18 protein-coding genes and 1 other RNA gene are annotated in these 16133 nt (G+C 59.0%); 8 read left to right on the plus strand and 11 right to left on the minus strand.

The features are described from left to right. Positions 1-126: 126 nt before the first annotated feature. The 7 genes from XMD517_RS04760 to XMD517_RS04790 form a co-directional block, all read right to left on the minus strand. On the minus strand, positions 127-1707 hold the full coding sequence (locus tag XMD517_RS04760) for a BCCT family transporter (protein WP_173486411.1): 1581 nt from the start codon (positions 1705-1707) through the stop codon (positions 127-129). A 246-nt stretch (positions 1708-1953) separates the two neighbouring features. Continuing rightward, positions 1954-2304 carry a contact-dependent growth inhibition system immunity protein gene (locus XMD517_RS04765; RefSeq protein ID WP_173486412.1) on the minus strand — a complete coding sequence of 117 codons (351 nt, stop codon included), beginning with the start codon at positions 2302-2304 and terminating at the stop codon, positions 1954-1956. A 149-nt stretch (positions 2305-2453) separates the two neighbouring features. Next, positions 2454-2906, minus strand: coding sequence for a GNAT family N-acetyltransferase (locus XMD517_RS04770; RefSeq protein WP_055191764.1), 453 nt, complete (start codon positions 2904-2906; stop codon positions 2454-2456). 220 nt (positions 2907-3126) lie between these two features. Then, positions 3127-4119: an acryloyl-CoA reductase gene (gene acuI, locus XMD517_RS04775; protein WP_173487921.1), complete on the minus strand. Its 993-nt coding sequence runs from the start codon at positions 4117-4119 to the stop codon at positions 3127-3129. 43 nt (positions 4120-4162) lie between these two features. Continuing rightward, positions 4163-5293 (minus strand): dimethylsulfoniopropionate demethylase, encoded by a 1131-nt coding sequence (locus XMD517_RS04780; RefSeq protein WP_173486414.1) that lies wholly within the window; start codon positions 5291-5293, stop codon positions 4163-4165. Between the two features lie 33 nt (positions 5294-5326). After that, the gene (locus XMD517_RS04785) at positions 5327-5959 is read right to left on the minus strand and encodes a DUF1326 domain-containing protein (RefSeq protein ID WP_173486415.1); all 633 of its coding nucleotides are present in this window, start codon (positions 5957-5959) and stop codon (positions 5327-5329) included. Positions 5960-5983: 24 nt separating this feature from the next. Beyond that, positions 5984-6775: a DUF2182 domain-containing protein gene (locus tag XMD517_RS04790; RefSeq protein ID WP_254449698.1), complete on the minus strand. Its 792-nt coding sequence runs from the start codon at positions 6773-6775 to the stop codon at positions 5984-5986. A gap of 140 nt (positions 6776-6915) precedes the next feature. Here XMD517_RS04790 and XMD517_RS04795 point away from each other — a divergent pair, with 140 nt between their 5' ends. The 7 genes from XMD517_RS04795 to XMD517_RS04825 all read left to right on the plus strand — a co-directional run bounded on the left by XMD517_RS04795 (position 6916) and on the right by XMD517_RS04825 (position 11784). After that, a complete protein-coding gene (locus tag XMD517_RS04795) occupies positions 6916-7632 on the plus strand; it encodes a FadR/GntR family transcriptional regulator (RefSeq protein ID WP_173486416.1) in 717 nt (238 codons plus the stop codon). 129 nt (positions 7633-7761) lie between these two features. Further along, a complete protein-coding gene (locus tag XMD517_RS04800) occupies positions 7762-8490 on the plus strand; it encodes a DUF1287 domain-containing protein (RefSeq protein WP_217360481.1) in 729 nt (242 codons plus the stop codon). Next, positions 8491-8868: a transfer-messenger RNA gene (gene ssrA, locus XMD517_RS04805) on the plus strand. A gap of 356 nt (positions 8869-9224) precedes the next feature. Then, positions 9225-9761 carry an SspB family protein gene (locus XMD517_RS04810; RefSeq protein WP_173486417.1) on the plus strand — a complete coding sequence of 179 codons (537 nt, stop codon included), beginning with the start codon at positions 9225-9227 and terminating at the stop codon, positions 9759-9761. 221 nt (positions 9762-9982) lie between these two features. Beyond that, positions 9983-11377, plus strand: coding sequence for a class II fumarate hydratase (gene fumC / locus XMD517_RS04815; protein WP_173486418.1), 1395 nt, complete (start codon positions 9983-9985; stop codon positions 11375-11377). Positions 11378-11380: 3 nt separating this feature from the next. Then, on the plus strand, positions 11381-11560 hold the full coding sequence (locus XMD517_RS04820) for a DUF4169 family protein (protein ID WP_055191744.1): 180 nt from the start codon (positions 11381-11383) through the stop codon (positions 11558-11560). After that, positions 11557-11784, plus strand: a complete 228-nt coding sequence (locus XMD517_RS04825) for a ribbon-helix-helix domain-containing protein (RefSeq protein ID WP_173486419.1) — start codon at positions 11557-11559, stop codon at positions 11782-11784. Before XMD517_RS04820 ends, XMD517_RS04825 begins: the two co-directional genes overlap by 4 nt. Positions 11785-11805: 21 nt before the next feature. On the opposite strand, the gene XMD517_RS04830 is transcribed toward XMD517_RS04825, so the two are convergent. The 4 genes from XMD517_RS04830 to XMD517_RS04845 form a co-directional block, all read right to left on the minus strand. Further along, on the minus strand, positions 11806-11997 hold the full coding sequence (locus XMD517_RS04830; protein WP_173486420.1) for a hypothetical protein: 192 nt from the start codon (positions 11995-11997) through the stop codon (positions 11806-11808). Between the two features lie 225 nt (positions 11998-12222). Beyond that, on the minus strand, positions 12223-13605 hold the full coding sequence (locus tag XMD517_RS04835; protein WP_173486421.1) for a cytochrome P450: 1383 nt from the start codon (positions 13603-13605) through the stop codon (positions 12223-12225). Beyond that, positions 13605-14852: a hypothetical protein gene (locus XMD517_RS04840; RefSeq protein WP_173486675.1), complete on the minus strand. Its 1248-nt coding sequence runs from the start codon at positions 14850-14852 to the stop codon at positions 13605-13607. The genes XMD517_RS04835 and XMD517_RS04840 overlap by 1 nt, the downstream gene beginning before the upstream one ends. 150 nt (positions 14853-15002) lie before the next feature. After that, positions 15003-15755, minus strand: a complete 753-nt coding sequence (locus tag XMD517_RS04845; protein ID WP_173486422.1) for a cytochrome c biogenesis CcdA family protein — start codon at positions 15753-15755, stop codon at positions 15003-15005. A 115-nt stretch (positions 15756-15870) separates the two neighbouring features. Here XMD517_RS04845 and XMD517_RS04850 point away from each other — a divergent pair, with 115 nt between their 5' ends. Then, complete coding sequence (locus XMD517_RS04850) at positions 15871-16110, plus strand: sulfurtransferase TusA family protein (protein ID WP_055192471.1); 240 nt, start codon at positions 15871-15873, stop codon at positions 16108-16110. Positions 16111-16133 lie beyond the last annotated feature (23 nt).

The raw sequence follows: 16133 nt of genomic DNA on the forward strand, positions 1-16133 counted from the left end.
TGAGGGCACATGACAAATTCAGATGAAGTGCTAGCCAGAGCGGAGACACGGGTCAAGAGGTGAGATGAAAAAGGGCCCCCGGATGGGAGCCCTTTGACGTGACATGTCCTGAGTGGACAGGCCGCGTTATTTTGTACGCTCACCGCGCAGACCCAGGAAGATCGAAACGCACATCAGCACGAGAACGATGGCAAAGGGGAACCCCGTAGCAATCGCTGCCGCCTGCAGCGCTGCCAGCCCGCCGCCCAACAGCAGGGCAATGGCGATGGCACCTTCGAGGATACACCAGAACACACGCTGCGCGGTCGGCGCATCGGTTTTGCCACCGGCGGTAATCTGGTCGATCACCAGCGAACCGGAGTCGGACGAGGTGACGAAGAACACGATCACCAGGATGATGCCGATAAAGCTCAGCAGGCCGGTCATCGGGAACGCTTCGAACATGGTGAACATCTTCAGCTCAAGCCCGGCATTGGACAAAGCTTCGCCTGCACCCGACATGACCTGATCCAGAGCGGCGCCACCAAAGACGCTCATCCAGATCGCGCCCACAACGGTGGGAATGATCAACACGCAGGTGATGAATTCGCGCACGGTGCGGCCACGCGAGATGCGGGCGATGAACATGCCAACGAAAGGTGACCAGCTGATCCACCAGGCCCAGTAGAAGGCGGTCCAGCCCTGCATGAAGTTGGTGTCTTCGCGCCCGATGACCCCCGACAGGGACGGCAGGTTCACCGCATAGGCCCAGAGGTTGTCGAAGAACCCGGTCAGGATCGCCACGGTCGGCCCCACGATGATCACCAGCAGCAACAGGATGGCTGCCAGCACCATGTTCAACTCGGACAGGCGCTTCACCCCTTTGTCGAGCCCCGCCACAACCGAGACCAGCGCAAAGATGGTGATCGCAACAATCAGGAGCACTTTCATGCCATCAGAAACCGGCACGCCAAACAGATAGTTCAGACCGGCCAGCGCCTGTGTAGCGCCCAGACCCAGCGACGTGGCAAGGCCAAAGATGGTGGCAAACACGGCCAGAACGTCGATCACATTGCCTGCAAGACCCCAGGTGGCTTCTCCGAAGATCGGGTAGAAGACCGAGCGCATGGTCAGCGGCAAGCCTTTGTTAAAGCTGAAGAATGCAAGAGCCAAAGCCACAACCGCATAAACCGCCCAAGGGTGCAGACCCCAGTGGAAAATGGTGGCTGCCATGGCCAGATCACGCGCCGCTTCCGGGTTGTCGGCAGCGGCCCCCAGCGGAGCCCAGTCAGTGCGCGCCCCTGCTTCGGCAGCGGTGCCGCCAAGGGAGCTGCCGTAATGCGAAATCGGTTCAGCGACCCCCCAGAACACAAGGCCAATCCCCATGCCAGCGGCAAACAGCATCGAGAACCATCCCATATAGCTGTAATCCGGCTTGGCATCCGCACCACCCAGGCGCACTTTGCCATAGGGGCTTACGATCAGCACCAGCGAGAAAATTACAAAAATATTCCCGGCGAGCATGAACACCCAGTCAAACGAGCTGGTCAGCGCGGGGCGCAGCCAGCCAAAGAACCCTTCTGCACTGTCCTGAAACACCAGCGTGAAAAACACGAAAGCGAGAATGACAGCTGCGGAAATGGCAAAGACCGGGTTGTGAAAATCAAGACCAAAGATCTGGACGTTGTCCTGACCGACCTCATAGTCAGTTTCTGTTTCTTGGGACATATATCCCCTCCCTACTTGCTTGATGCTGCGAACCTGTCGGGTGGGGGGATTTAAATATGGGTTCAAGCGCCCTTTTTTCAACCGAAACCGACATCCATGTCGCATATGGCCAATGGTTTCGGCCGAGGTGCCGGTTTCACAAAACGGATCTGTGGTGATCTGGACCGGTTGTTGGGCAGGCCGTTGGGCAGGCAGGTGGACTGGCCGCTAATTGTCCGAACGGAGCGTTCGGTCCGGGGCCAGAAATCAGCCGCCCGCGCGCGTCTTCCGCGCGGCAATGTCCTGCAATTCCTGATCTTCCGGCCAGCGTTTCAAGGCGGCTTCCAGCAAATCACCGGGATAATAATCTCCCTCGGCCATCGGGTTGTCCCGCAAGGTCTCCAGCGCAATCGGTCTCAGGATCTCAGCCCCGATATCCTGTGCGATCATGATGCGCAGATTTTCCACCGTGAACTGGCCGATCGGTTTTTGCCGCAGCGCGGTTGTGGTGGCAACCAGATAGGAGGCGCAGCAGGGCACCGGCCAGCGCTGCCCGTCAATCTGTTCAAGGGACAGGTCGCGGGGGATCCTGTCGGGGGAGGTGCTTTTTGCCGCCATGAGCTTGTCCTCATTGTGTTTTTCAGGGTGACGTTCAGACGTGAAATTCCGGGCGCTCCCAACACATATAGGAACGGGCCACGGTTGGGCGGATGCGACATTTTCCCCTGCCCCATTTCCGCCCACACCAGACCGATTTGCAGATAATGTCACACCACCATCTGATAACGGGCCGCATCATCCGGCAGCGCCCTGAACCCGGCGGCTTCGTAGAAGGACTGCGCCGCCGCATTGCCCGCCTCTGCCGCCACGGTGAGAAAATCGGCTTCCATCTGGTGGGACAGATCCCGGGCCGCCGTGAGCAACGCCCGCCCCACGCCCTGCCCCCGCAACGGGCGATGCACAAACAGGTGATGAAGCTCCATCCCGCGCGCCCCGAATTGCAGCCGCGCCTGCGGACACAGGGCAGCATAGCCCACCAGTCCACCATGATGCTCAGCCACCAGAATGCGAAGCCATGGCGCCTGGCCAAGACAGTCACGCGCCAGCCCCGATTGCGTGACCCGCGCCGTATCCCCGTGATGACGCGCGAGGCTGCTGACCAGATCGCCCAGCGCGCGCAGATCCCGCGCCTCCACAGCCCGAATTATCAGATTATCCATGTCTCTTTTCCTTTCTGACCCCGAGGAGGGGTTGAAAAGAAAAAGACCGCCCTCGGGGCGGTCGATGTCGGTTTGATCGTTGTCACATTGATCGTTTTTCGCACATGCTTGCCACCCGTTCTATGAGAACAGGGGATAATAGGCAAAACTGTGCATGTGTCTGATCATGTGGCCCTCATGCCGCATATGTCGGGGCGGGTCAAGCCCGCCCCGCGCCGTGTCAGCCGTTCACATCCACAACAACACGCCCCTTGACCTGCCCTTTCAGGATATCTGCGCCCAGCGCAGGCAGATCGTCCAGTGTGGCCGGGTGGATCATCGCCTCAAGCTTCTCCATCGGCAGGTCTTTGGCGATCCGTTCCCAGGCACGCAGGCGATTGTCATAGGGCTGCATGACCGAGTCGATGCCCAACAGGTTCACACCGCGCAGAAGGAACGGGATCACCGTGGCAGGCAATCCGGCACCGCCGGCAAGCCCCACGGCAGAGACGGAGGCGCCGTATTTCATCTGCCCCAGCACACGGGCCAGCATGTCCCCGCCCACGGCATCCACGCACCCGGCCCAGGTTTCACGCTCCAGCGGACGTTTGGTGGTCTCATTCAGCTCTTCGCGCGGCACGATGGTGGTGGCCCCCAGAGATTTGAGGTAATCCGCCTGATCCGGGCGACCGGTCACGGCGGCAACTTCATATCCCAGATTTGCAAGGATCGCGGTAGCAACCGAGCCAACCCCTCCGGCAGCACCGGTGACCAGCACGGGGCCATTGCCCGGCTTCAACCCGTGATCTTCCAGCGCCATCACAGCCAGCATTGCGGTGAACCCGGCGGTCCCCACCGCCATCGCCTGACGGGTGGTCAGACCTTCGGGCAGCGGCACCAGCTTGTCCGCGTCAATGCGCGCCTTCTGGGCATAGCCGCCCCAGGTCACTTCGCCCACACGCCAGCCAGTCAGCACCACCTTGTCGCCGGGTTTATAGCGGTCATCGTCAGACGCCTCGACGGTGCCCGCATAGTCGATCCCCGGCACATGCGGATAGTTGCGCACAAGCCCACCGCCTTTTGCAGACAGGCACAGCCCGTCCTTGTAGTTCACGGTGGAATACTCAACGGCCACGGTCACATTGCCCTCGGGCAGGGCGTCCTCACCGATCTCCTTGATCTGTGCGGCTGCCAGCCCTTCGCCGTCCTGTTCCATTACCAGTGCTTTAAACATCCTCATCTCCTCTTCTCGGGACCTCATGTCAGAGGCGTCCCCTTTATATCCAGAAAGTATCGTAAACCGTGGCCGCGCGGGGGCCATCCGGGGTGATCACATCCAGCTCTGTCCCGCTGTTCCAATGGGTCATGCGCACCATACCGATGGCAACACCGGTGTTGAAATCAGGGGAGTTGGCGGCCGAGGTCACCTGCCCCACCTGCCTGTCCCCATCCATCAGCGGCCAGGCCCGGTCACAGGGCGGAATGGGTGTGCTGCCCCCGCCCCCGGTGTGGATCTCAATCGCGCGCACCTGTTGCACCGGGCCTTCCTTGGCCACACGCAACAGCGCATCACGCCCCACACAGCCCAGCGCGCTTTGGGTCGCGCAAAACCGCCCGAGACCGGCCTCATGCGGGGTATTTTCACGGGTCATGTCGTTGCCGTAAGACAAAAGCCCGCCTTCAACGCGCTCAATGCCATTGGGGCAGCCTGCATGCACGTCCATGCTCTTGCCCGCCTCCATCAGCGCATTCCACAGCGGCATTGCGATGTCAGAGCCGTCCACATAGATCTCAAACCCACCCTGCTTGGAATAGCCCGACCGGGCCACCACCAGTTCACGTCCCTGGAACGCCAGCCGTTTGTAGCGGAAGAACCGGATATCGCGCACCGCGTCGCCAAAGACCGCCGCCACCAGATCGTCCGATTTCGGCCCCTGAATGGCAAGCGGTGACACATCCGGTTCCTCCACCAGCACATCCAGCCGGAACCCATAGGCCAGCCCCTTGACCCAAAACAGCAGATCACTGTCGGCAATGGAAATCCAGAACCGGTCCTCGTCCAGCTTTACCGCCACCGGATCGTTCAGCATCCCGCCTGTCTCATCCACCATCGGCACATAGAAGCATTGTCCGTCCTGCATCTTGGACAGGTCGCGCGGGGTGAGCATCTGGATCAGGCGGGCAGCATCGGGGCCCCTCACCTCGACCTGACGCTCACAAGAGACATCCCAGACCTGAACGGCCTCTTTCAGGTGACGATAGTCTTCCTCCACCGACCGAAACACGGTCGGCAGCAGCATGTGGTTGTAAACCGTATAGCCTTTGACCCCGGCAGCTTCGACACCGGGGGAAAAAGGCGTGCGCCGCAAACGGCGGGACGGAGAGATCAGCGGGGCATTCTGTGCCATGGGTCGCGCTCCCTTGACGTGAACCCAGCCGCCTTAGCGACCGGGGCCTTTCCAATCAATCTGGCAAATCTCGGCGGATTTGCCGTCGAAGTCCCAGACCCGTCCAAAGGCACGCACACGGGCCTCGTCGGCTTTGGCCACGGTGATATCCGGCCCCATCCAGTAATTGGTATTGGTGATCACCTGATCGGCCCCGCCCTTGCCCGGAACCGGGGTCACGGACCCACGAATGGCTTTGCCAACGATCAGGCGACGGGTGTTGCCTTCGGTTTCAAACGATACCAGCGCGCGTTCTGCACCCAGAAACTCGCTGACCAGCATTTTAAAGAGACCCGTGGTGCCTTTGGCCGCCCCAGTGAAAATATGGCAGAGCGCTTCAAACGCATCATCATCCGCGCGCTCATCAATATAGGCGGCGGCTTTCCAGTTGCCACGCGCCATACGACCGGGGATCTCCAGCAAAAGCCCCACATTCAGCCCCGACAGGTCAACGCCGCCATAATTGCCGCTGTCGATGCGGATCCCGGCCCAGCCCATGCAATAGCCTTCTGTCGGCGGGTGATCCCCCAGGCTGACCACACAGGGGCAGAACACCGTGCAGTTACAGTTGAGGATCAGCTCTCCCTTGATGGCCCATTCAACCTGACCGATTTGCGTCCCGTCCATTTCTCTCTCCCTTCCTTGCGCGCCCTAGATCAGGGTCAATGCGCCATTGGTAATCACCGCAAGCCCCAGGATCGTCAGTCCCCAGCCCAGCGGTTTGGTGATATAGCGGCCCAGTTCCGGCAGCTTTTCGAAAATCATGATCAGGGTGGCGAGCCCCATGAAGGCGATGTTCATCACCCCGCCCACAAAGCCAAGCAGCATCAGGGCCCAGCAACAACCAAGGCAGACCGCCCCAAGGCGCAGGCCAAGCGAGACCGCGTTCCAGCGGCTTTCACGCCAATACTGCATGTAAAAACTCATCGGATGGCGACATTTGGACAGGCAGCTCTCTTTGAGGGATGAGAACTGGTAAAGCCCCGCCCCCACAAGCAACCCGCCGGACAGCCAGGCCGACAGGCTTCGCCCCAGCGGTGACAAAAGTCCCGCCTGAAACAGCAGCAGCTGCGCGCCTGCCGCCAGCAGCGAAAAGCCGAGCCATACCGCAAGATAGCCCGCGATCAGCTCACCAAACCCCTGCCGACTGGCCGCACCAGACGCAATCATGTCATCATAGGTGGCCAGCGCAGGCAGTGCGGTCGGCGCCATCATCGCCGCGGACATGATCATCCACATAAGCGCAAGCCCCCAGAACCCGGCCTGATCCGGCGACACGATACAAAGCGAGCGCCAGAACTCGGCCCCATAGATCTGCGCCATCTCCATCTGGTCAGACGGCACCGCCATCGCGTAAAGCACCATCCAGCCCAAGGCGACCAGCCCGAACAGCGCCAGCCAATGGGGGGCTGCCATCTGTCGTATCCTGTCGGCGATCTGCATCGGGACCTCTCCTGACTCGAATTGTCTTACATTTAAAACTATGCCCATCATGCAATTGTCTGACAAATGAATTTTACCGACCCCAAAAGTGACGTAGCGTCCAGTTGACCCGGACCGGCATTGCCCCCTAAACAGTTTACATGAGTGCGAGCAAACCCACCCCGCAAGACCTTTCGGCACAGATTGCCAGTGACATTCGCGATGCGATTATCGCGGGGGATCTGATTGTGGATCAGCGCCTGCCGTCCGAGGCAGAACTGTCTGAGCAGTTCTCCGTCTCGCGCCCGACCGTGCGCGAGGCGTTGAAACGGCTGGCGGCGCAGAACCTCATCCGCACCCAAAGGGGCGCCACCGGCGGTGCTTTCGTCAACCGCATGTCCTTTGAGGATGCCTACGGCCAGCAGATCACCACATCAACGCTGCTCTTGTCGATGAACGAGGTGAGTTTCGAGACCGCCTGTGAGGCACGCTTTGCGCTGGAACGCGCCTGTGCGCCACTTTCGGCAGAGCGTCGCACGGCCGATCACCTTGCCACCATGCGCGCCGAGATCATGCGCCAGTCCCAACCGGGCCTCACGGACGAAGCCTTCTGCGCCTCGGACGTGGCCTTTCACCGGGCGCTGGTGGATGGCGCGGGCAATCCGGTTCTGTCTTACCAACTGGCCGGTGCCGTCGAGGCGATGCAGCCGCTCATGAACATGATCACCTATACCCAGCGGGACCGGGATCGGATCATTGCCCTGCATACGCAGATCGCTGATGCCATTGAGGGAAGAGATCAAACCGAAGCCGATTCTGCTCTGGGCAAGCTTTCGCAATATACGGTCGAGTTGGGGCGTAATCGCCTTTCGGCCTGACGCGCTCCGAAAGAAGTCATCACTTTGCTCTCCTGTCGCTCTGCCTGCGGATGGCAAAAAGCAGCCAACACCTCCACTTTATGCCCAATCGATTGGCAAAGACCTGTTGCTATCGCCTAGCATATTGGAATGAAAAAGTTCTTGAGTCTGTTTGCTGTTGTCCTATTCGCGTGGATTGCTTGGAGCGTCACCCCGTTTCAAACCCGTCTCATCGTGAATGGATATCTTCGCAATATGCTGGGCATTTCCCTCCCAGCGCAAAGCTTTGACACAGTGACCCGGCAGACGGCCTCGGATACGGTCCCCCAACACACGCAATATGAGATCCCGGTCTGGACACAGCAATTGCTGCACTCCGCGAGGTCTCAGGTCGGTGTGACAAGATACTATGATGGCAGTTATGCCGCGATTGGCTATCCCGGTGGTGATATTGACCGCAAAACAGGGGTCTGCACGGATGTTGTCATACGCGCATTGCGCGATGCCCATAACATCGACCTTCAAGTTGCTATTCATGAGGACATGAAACAGGCTTTTTCCAGCTATCCGAAGAACTGGGGGCTGTCCCAGACCGACCGAAATATAGACCATCGGCGCGTCCCGAATATTCAGACCTATCTGGCGCGGCAAGGGTATTCATTGCCCATCTCCGACACAGCACAAAACTATCGGCCAGGTGACATCGTGACCTGGACGGTCAGCGGCTCCCTTCCACATATTGGCATCCTGTCAGATAAATTGGATCCTACAGGCCAGCACCCGCTGGTCATTCACAATATCGGAGCCGGCACACAGGAAGACAATATCCTGTTTTCCTTCCCAATCACCGGACATTATCGCCTTAATCCCGGCACCTGACCCCTTTTCAATTCCGTCTGCACCCCTTACATATGATCTGTCCCCTCGGGGACTATGGACATAAACGCGCTCGTAATAAGCGGATCGGACCCGGGGGCGGTACCCGGCGCCTCCACCATAACACACTCAGGGGCATCCTTCGTTTGGGGAAAACCTTGATATCGTGGGGGCGAAATAGGATCGACGGACGTCTAAAGGGGTTAGCTTTGTTTCGGTGAGATACCACCGTTATCGGTTCACTTAAGCTAGTTGCAAACGACAACAAAGCTCCGGCAATGGCTCTGGCTGCGTAAGCAGTTCGGGTCGCCGAAACTTAAGTCCTTATGCCTAGCCGCGTAAGGCGGGGTTCGCAGGTACCTGGCAACAGAAACCTGCACTTTCCCCCGCCTGTTGCCCAAACATAGTCTGGCCCTTCCCCTGGCGAGCGCCCCCTTACCCGAAGCGTTTCAACGGCAACCAAGGCAAAGGGGATCCAACCGCAGCAAGAGAGATCAACAAGCTGATTATAACGGTATAAAAATGCGCCTTAGCCCTACCCATAAACAGTTTATAATCAAAAGGATTATTGCGTTTCACCAAACCACCACAGGCCCGCATTTCCGCACAAAATCAACCGTTGTGACTTCACAAAGATTTTTCGTTCAACGCTTTATTTCACCGAAAATTCGCTTATGCTCGAACCACGAAACATCCCTGATACGATGGGCCAACCAAGGGTGAGACAAGGATGAGAAATGTCCGGTTCAATTGACTATGGAAACCTCATGCATAACGCCATGCGCAGTCTGATCCGGACCGTGCTGGAGGATGTGGCACGCAACGGCCTGCCCGGGCAGCACCATTTCTTTATCAATTTCAACACCCGCCACCCGGAAACCGAGCTGGCGGACTGGATGTATGACCGGTTTCCAGAAGATATGACCATCGTCCTGCAGCACTGGTTTGCGGATCTGGAAGTGGGCGAAGACGGGTTCAACGTGACCCTGAATTTCGGCGACTCACCCGAACCACTTTATGTGCCGTTTGATGCGATCAACACATTCGTGGATCCCTCGGTGGAATTCGGATTGCGGTTCGAAACACAGGACAGCGAGGAGCATCACGCCAATCTGCATCTGGCAGGTGAGGATGATGATGTATCCGGTGTGGATGAGGCCGATCTGTCACCTGCATGCGGCAAGGCCAATCCAACCGATGCGGAGGACGAGGCCGATGATGATGCGGCCCATAAGGACGCTGACGTGGTCAGTCTCGACAGTTTCCGCAAATAACATGGCGCCCGGCGTCAGGCCGCCCGCGCACCGTCACCCAACAGACATGGTCCGCAATTTGGACCCCCATTTCAGCTGATGAGTTGGGTCGTCAGTAGATAATTGTGCACAATTGCATGCAATGTTGGCGCTACCTCTCCCCTTTCCCACCTCTGCCCCATTGAATTTGGTGCGTATTCGGGTAGAAAAGCGTCGGTTTCTTTTGAAAAAAGGCGCAAGACATGACCGAGACCCGCACTGAATCCGACAGCTTTGGCCCGCTCGAAGTTCCCACAGACAAATATTGGGGGGCTCAGACCCAACGCTCTCTGATGAACTTCCCGATCGGCTGGGAAAAGCAGCCCGTCGCCATCGTGCGCGCTCTTGGCGTGATCAAACAGGCCTGCGCCGAAGCCAACAAGGCATCCGGCAACATGGACCCGGCCATTGCAGACGCCGTTATCCAGGCTGCAAGCGAAGTTGTGGCGGGCAAGTTTGACGACAACTTCCCGCTGGTCGTCTGGCAGACCGGGTCCGGCACCCAGTCGAACATGAACGCCAACGAAGTGATCGCCAACCGCGCCATCGAAATCATGGGCGGCGTGATCGGGTCGAAAGATCCGGTGCACCCGAACGATCACTGCAACATGGGTCAGTCCTCGAACGACACTTTCCCCACCGCGATGCATATCGCCACCGCCATGTCGGTGCGTGACGTGCTGCTGCCGGGGCTTGAGAAACTGCTGGCCGGGCTTGAGGCCAAGCAAGAAGAGTTCAAGGACATCATCAAGATCGGCCGCACCCACACCCAAGACGCGACCCCGCTGACCCTGGGCCAGGAGTTTTCGGGCTACGCCCATATGATCCGTCAGGGCATCGCGCGTGTGAAAGCTGCGCTTCCCGGCATTTACGAACTCGCTCAAGGCGGCACCGCTGTGGGCACCGGGCTCAACACCAAACAAGGCTGGGGCGAAGAAGTGGCCGCCAATATGGCGCGCATCACCGACCTGCCCTTCGTGACCGCACCGAACAAGTTCGAAGCACTGGCCGCCCATGACGCCATGGTGTTCATGTCGGGCGCCTTGGCCACCGTGGCCGGCTCCTGCTACAAGATCGCCAATGATATCCGCTTCCTGGGATCCGGCCCGCGCTCGGGTCTGGGTGAGCTGATCCTGCCGGAAAACGAGCCGGGCTCCTCGATCATGCCGGGCAAGGTGAACCCGACCCAGGCCGAGGCGCTGACCCAGGTCGCCGCCCATGTGATGGGCAACAACGCTGCGATGACCTTTGCCGGTTCGCAAGGGCATTTTGAGCTCAACGTCTACAACCCGATGATGAGCTACAACCTGCTTCAGTCGATCCAGCTTCTGGGCGACGCGACCGACAGCTTCACCGAGCGGATGTTGAATGGCATCAAAGCCAATGAGCCGCGCATCGACAAGCTGATGAAGGAAAGCCTGATGCTGGTCACCGCACTGGCCCCGACCATCGGCTATGACAATGCCACCAAAGTGGCCAAGACCGCGCATAAGAACGGCACCACCCTGAAGGAAGAGGCGATTGCGCTTGGCTTTGTTGATGAAGGAACCTTCGACGCCGTGGTCCGCCCGGAGCAGATGATCGGCCCGAAGGCCTGATCCATGAAACCGGTCAACCTGAACCGGTATCGAAAAGAAAAAGCGCGGGCCGAACAAAAGGCCCGCGCAGACGAAAACGCCGTGAAATTTGGCCGCACCAAGGCTCAAAAAGCGGTGGAGAAGGCCGACAAAGACCGGGTGATCCGCCTGTTTGACGGCCACAAACGGGAGGATGACACATGACCACCCGCCCGCAAAAACACTCCCTCACCTTACATGGCCACCGCACATCCGTGTCCCTGGAGCCAGAGTTTTGGAAAGCTTTTCAAGCCATTGCCAAAGAACGCGGCCTTGCGCTCAACGCTCTTGCGGCAGAGGTGGATGAAACCCGCGGTATGGATCGCGGGCTTGCCTCGGCGATCCGTGTCTATGTGCTGACCCATCTGCAGAATAAGGCCGCCCGTTAAAGGCCAGCCGGCTCTGCCCCGTCACCTGTCCTTCGGATAAAGTGCGTTTCTCAGCTTCGCAGCCCGCAGCCGTTGCAGACGCTCTTCTTCGCTGAGGGCTTTATCCTCCCCATCCGGTTTGAGAATATCTCCGAACATCTCTTCCAGCTCATCGCGGGACACAGAGCTGCCCGGTTCCCCATCAGAACAATTCTTCTTGCGCCGGTCTTTCATGGCTCCCCAAACCTCCCATCCGGATCCCCGTTCAGAGGATCCCGCTCCCGACATGTTTCTCCACATCCCAGACCCTCCTCATTGGATATTGGACCAAATACAGGTCAAATTTAAGAGGTGGATCCATGCAAATCTCGGGGAAATTCCGGCCACACTCCCCCTGCCGGGTCAGAAACAGCCAAGTGCATGGATTTTAACCTGACGACAGAAAACACCCGATACGCGTCAGGATACTGTGCGAGGGACCAATTTCAGCCAAATCCCATCTTTGCCCCGGACGGTCAGATGGGCCACCGGCATGGCCGGTTTTTCCTTCACGATTTCAAAATGATAAGCCCGCACCAACAACGAGAGGATCAGCGGCCCTTCAATCATCGCGAAAGCAGATCCCGGACAGACCCTCTGCCCCGCCGAGAAGGGATAATACGCCGCCCGCATGCTCTCTTTGCCGTCAGGGGTAGAGAACCGCGCGGGGTCAAACTCATCCGGCCGATCCCAGATCCGCTCGTGGCGATGGGCATGCCAGGGGCTGAGCACAATCTGGCTCCCACGGGGCACGTTGCGCCCCCTGAACTGCTCGGGACAGGCCGCCTCCCGCACCATCATCGGCACCGGAGGATACAGCCGCATCGCTTCCCGAAACACATCTCGGGACAGTTTCAGTTTCGACATGACCGAGAAATAGATCTTCTCCGGATCAATTGCTGTCAAGGCTTCCCGGGCCACCCGCTCCTGCCACTCAGGGTAAAGTGCCAGCAGATAAAGGGACCAGGCGAGCGCCGAGGCGCTGGTTTCATGCCCCGCGAGGAAGAAGATCGCCACCTGATCCACCATTTCCTCCGTGTCGAACCGCTGGCCCGTTTCCGGGTCCTGCGTGGTCATGATTTTTGTGGCAAGGTCGTCCGGCGCGGTCCCCGCCTCAATGCGCGTCATACGCTCTTCTGTCAGCCGGGTGATCAGAGCGCGAATGTCGCGCGCGGTTTCACGGGTCTGACGCGAATGAAAGCGTGGGAACCATTTGGGCAAGGGCAGAATGGCCCCGAGATTGACCACGGGCTGCGCGCGCTGGTGGTCCTTGAACCGGTCAAAAACAGCGCCAGCCACCTCATGTTCAATCGGGATCGAAAACAAGGTGCGAAAAATCACATCCGCCGCCGCATGGCTGGTTTGCAGTTCAATTTCAACAGGTTGCCCATTGGCAAGCGGGGCAAGCCGCGTCACCGCTGCAACGCCCGCATCCCACATGGCGGGAAACACTTCGCGCACCCGCCCGCCTTCAAACGCCGGATCAATGATGCGACGTTGCCGCTTCCACGTCTCACCATTGGTGATGAAAACCGAGTTGCCCAATAGCGGCGCAAGACCTTCACGGATTCGGTCAGATTTCGGGAAATCATCCGGCCGCCCCTTCAGGACCAGATCAATCAGCTCCGGGTCATTGCACATGAAACTGCGAAAAAACGGCGTGCGAAACTCAGCCATCCAAGCGCGATACAGCCGCGCTGGCTGGGCGGACAGAATGTCTTGCCGAAACAGCTTGGCATAACGGCGCAGCGATACGCGCCCGGATCGGGCGGGGGGTTTGGGGGGAAGATGCGGACAGCTCATCACGGTTCCATACTGGTATATTTCGATATGGAACGGTCGATACGGCTGCCCGATGGCTTTCGGTTTTTATAACGTTCAGAAAGGCTTATCGGGCCAGCCGTGATGCGAAAATAGTCGTAATCCCGTGGCCTGTCAAAGGCGCAGAGATATTGGAAATGCAGTCGGAAGAACCGCCATCTCAACGCCTTCCAGCGCGCCGGAGACAAGGTCTGCGTGAAAGCCGCAGAGAACACGATCGGCCAGCGTTTGCCCGTCTTGGGCGCCACGCCCGAAACCGACACCGGGTCGCATAAAGCAAAGGCACAGCCATCCCCCGGCGCCGTCACGTCGATCCAGGTGATCTGGTCTGATTGGCTCATCGCATGCAGATCGCGGCGCAACCGCCAGGCCTCAGGCAGAAACGACACCATCGGCACCACTTGCCCAAGCGTCAAAAATCCCAGCTTCGGCCCCCCTTCAGCCACGCGCCCATCGCGCAGCAGATCCGCCAGGATCGACACGCCCAGATGTGCGCCAGAAGAATGACCAACCACCAGAACCTCATCCACATCACTTTGCAACGCAGCACCGACCTGACCCGCAAACGCCGCAATCCGCGCCTCAAGATCCGGTGGATTGGCCCCTTTGGTCGCCGCCGAATAACTGTAATCATGCATCAGGTAATAGACGTATAACTTGCTGTCGATCCTGCGAAACCAGACAAGAACCGCAAGGACAGTTGCGATCCCCACGACCGCCCCCGCACTGATCGCTGCAGCACCGCCAATCACCCCGCGCAGACCCAGCGTGATCAGCCCCCCAAGCACCCAGGCGATCAGAAGCGCCAGGATCAATTGCAAAAGCAACATGCCCACCGGGTAAAGCGCTGCAATCACCGGCCCCTTGCGCAATCGCATCAACCGCCCAAGCGCGCCCGAGCTGATGTAAACCCAAGCCGTGCGGGCCATCATCAGATAGGTGCGGGGAATATTCAGATCCATGCTGGTGCGGACAATGTCGGACCAGACCAGAACATCAAACTCGGCCTCGGTTTCCACTCCGTCCATACGCGACGTGACCTGCCAGCCATAAGTGTCGCCGCCCTGACGGCCGATCAGATCCACCTCATAGCCGGACACCGCCCCCTGACGGGCACTTTCCTTACGATAGAGCTCGCGATACCGACGGGGATGAATAGGATCGTAGCCGGGAATATAAAACACCCGCCGCCTGCACACATCTTGAGTGTTTGAAAACTCTGCGACCATCTCCCGGACCCCTGCTTTGCCCAGAAGATAGCGGCGGATTTGGGCCAAAGTAAGCCCCGGACAGCGCTTTCCCCGCGGCCACACTGGCTTTTTCTTGCTATAAATACCTCGGGGTGAGCGCAAAGCGCGAGGGGCAGCGCCCCTTCCGGCCTATCCCAAACTTGCCAGCGCCGGGAAGGTTTCCAAAAGCCAATAGGAAAAGGCCGAGAACCCACCGGTGAGAATCAGCAGCCCGATGGTCCACAGCAACAGCCCCATCACCCGCTCAATCCGCTCCATATGCCGCTTCATAAAGGCAATCACCGGCCCCATGCGCGGGAAGAACGCTGCGACCAGCAGGAATGGAATGCCCAGCCCCGCCGCATACACCGCCAGCAGAAGCGTCCCATGAGAAACGGATCCTTCCGTCGCGGCCAAGGACAGGATCATTCCCAGTTGCGGGCCGATGCAGGGCGTCCAGCCAAAGGCAAAGGCCAGCCCAAGCAGGTAGGCCCCAAAGGCGCTGCCCCCCTGGTCCCCCGCATCCATCCGCGCCTCACGATTGAGGAAGGGAATGTTGATCACACCCAGGAAATGCGCCCCGAAGATCATTACCAAAACACCGGCAAAGGTGTTGAAATAGCTCTGATTTTGCAAAAAGAACGAGCCAAAGACCGATGTGGTGAACCCCAGAAACAGAAACACTGTCGACAGGCCCAGCACGAAAAACCCAGCCGTCAGCAAAACCTTGCCCTGCCCCGATTTGCCTTCGGTCATCTCCCCCATCGACACACCCGACATATAGGCCAGATAGGGCGGCACGATCGGCAGCACACAGGGGCTGAGAAACGACAGGACACCGGCCACGAGGGCCACGATCATTGCAGGCAGAAGGGCTGCATCTATGAGGTCAATTCCAAACATGATCCTCACATAGGCCAATGCGCAGGCGCTGTCACCTGCCAGATGGTCACATCCGCGCGAGAGAGATCCGCGACAGATACTGGACAGGCAGCGCCTGGCCTTTTATGTCTCCCCCATGACCTATGATGAAACCCTCGACGCCATTGGGCTGCTCTGCCCGCTTCCGGTTCTGAAAGCCCGCAAGCGGTTGAAATCCATGCAAAACGGCCAGGTGCTTCGTCTTGAGGCCACCGATCCCGCCGCAGTGATTGACGTGCCGCATTTCTGCGCGGAACAGGGGCATGAGTTTCTGGGAGAGGCCCCCGCAAAACTTGGGGATCAGGACGTCACCCATTATTTCATTCGCAAAGGCTGACGCGAAGCGGGCTACGGATCGCA

The organism is Aliiroseovarius sp. xm-d-517 (assembly GCF_013283135.1).
GTDB classification, from domain to species: Bacteria; Pseudomonadota; Alphaproteobacteria; order Rhodobacterales; family Rhodobacteraceae; genus Aliiroseovarius; species Aliiroseovarius crassostreae.

Bases quoted from the DNA above. Each gene is read 5' to 3' on its own strand.
- XMD517_RS04840 (WP_173486675.1), bottom strand. From the start codon at position 14,852: ATGGTCGCAGAGTTTTCAAACACTCAAGATGTGTGCAGGCGGCGGGTG.
- XMD517_RS04765 (WP_173486412.1), bottom strand. From the start codon at position 2,304: ATGGCGGCAAAAAGCACCTCCCCCGACAGGATCCCCCGCGACCTGTCC.
- XMD517_RS04850 (WP_055192471.1), top strand. From the start codon at position 15,871: ATGACCTATGATGAAACCCTCGACGCCATTGGGCTGCTCTGCCCGCTT.
- XMD517_RS04795 (WP_173486416.1), top strand. From the start codon at position 6,916: ATGAGTGCGAGCAAACCCACCCCGCAAGACCTTTCGGCACAGATTGCC.
- XMD517_RS04820 (WP_055191744.1), top strand. From the start codon at position 11,381: ATGAAACCGGTCAACCTGAACCGGTATCGAAAAGAAAAAGCGCGGGCC.
- XMD517_RS04845 (WP_173486422.1), bottom strand. From the start codon at position 15,755: ATGTTTGGAATTGACCTCATAGATGCAGCCCTTCTGCCTGCAATGATC.
- acuI (WP_173487921.1), bottom strand. From the start codon at position 4,119: ATGTTTAAAGCACTGGTAATGGAACAGGACGGCGAAGGGCTGGCAGCC.
- XMD517_RS04785 (WP_173486415.1), bottom strand. From the start codon at position 5,959: ATGGACGGGACGCAAATCGGTCAGGTTGAATGGGCCATCAAGGGAGAG.
- fumC (WP_173486418.1), top strand. From the start codon at position 9,983: ATGACCGAGACCCGCACTGAATCCGACAGCTTTGGCCCGCTCGAAGTT.
- XMD517_RS04835 (WP_173486421.1), bottom strand. From the start codon at position 13,605: ATGAGCTGTCCGCATCTTCCCCCCAAACCCCCCGCCCGATCCGGGCGC.
- XMD517_RS04780 (WP_173486414.1), bottom strand. From the start codon at position 5,293: ATGGCACAGAATGCCCCGCTGATCTCTCCGTCCCGCCGTTTGCGGCGC.
- XMD517_RS04810 (WP_173486417.1), top strand. From the start codon at position 9,225: ATGTCCGGTTCAATTGACTATGGAAACCTCATGCATAACGCCATGCGC.
- XMD517_RS04830 (WP_173486420.1), bottom strand. From the start codon at position 11,997: ATGAAAGACCGGCGCAAGAAGAATTGTTCTGATGGGGAACCGGGCAGC.
- XMD517_RS04760 (WP_173486411.1), bottom strand. From the start codon at position 1,707: ATGTCCCAAGAAACAGAAACTGACTATGAGGTCGGTCAGGACAACGTC.
- XMD517_RS04825 (WP_173486419.1), top strand. From the start codon at position 11,557: ATGACCACCCGCCCGCAAAAACACTCCCTCACCTTACATGGCCACCGC.
- XMD517_RS04790 (WP_254449698.1), bottom strand. From the start codon at position 6,775: ATGCAGATCGCCGACAGGATACGACAGATGGCAGCCCCCCATTGGCTG.
- XMD517_RS04770 (WP_055191764.1), bottom strand. From the start codon at position 2,906: ATGGATAATCTGATAATTCGGGCTGTGGAGGCGCGGGATCTGCGCGCG.
- XMD517_RS04800 (WP_217360481.1), top strand. From the start codon at position 7,762: ATGAAAAAGTTCTTGAGTCTGTTTGCTGTTGTCCTATTCGCGTGGATT.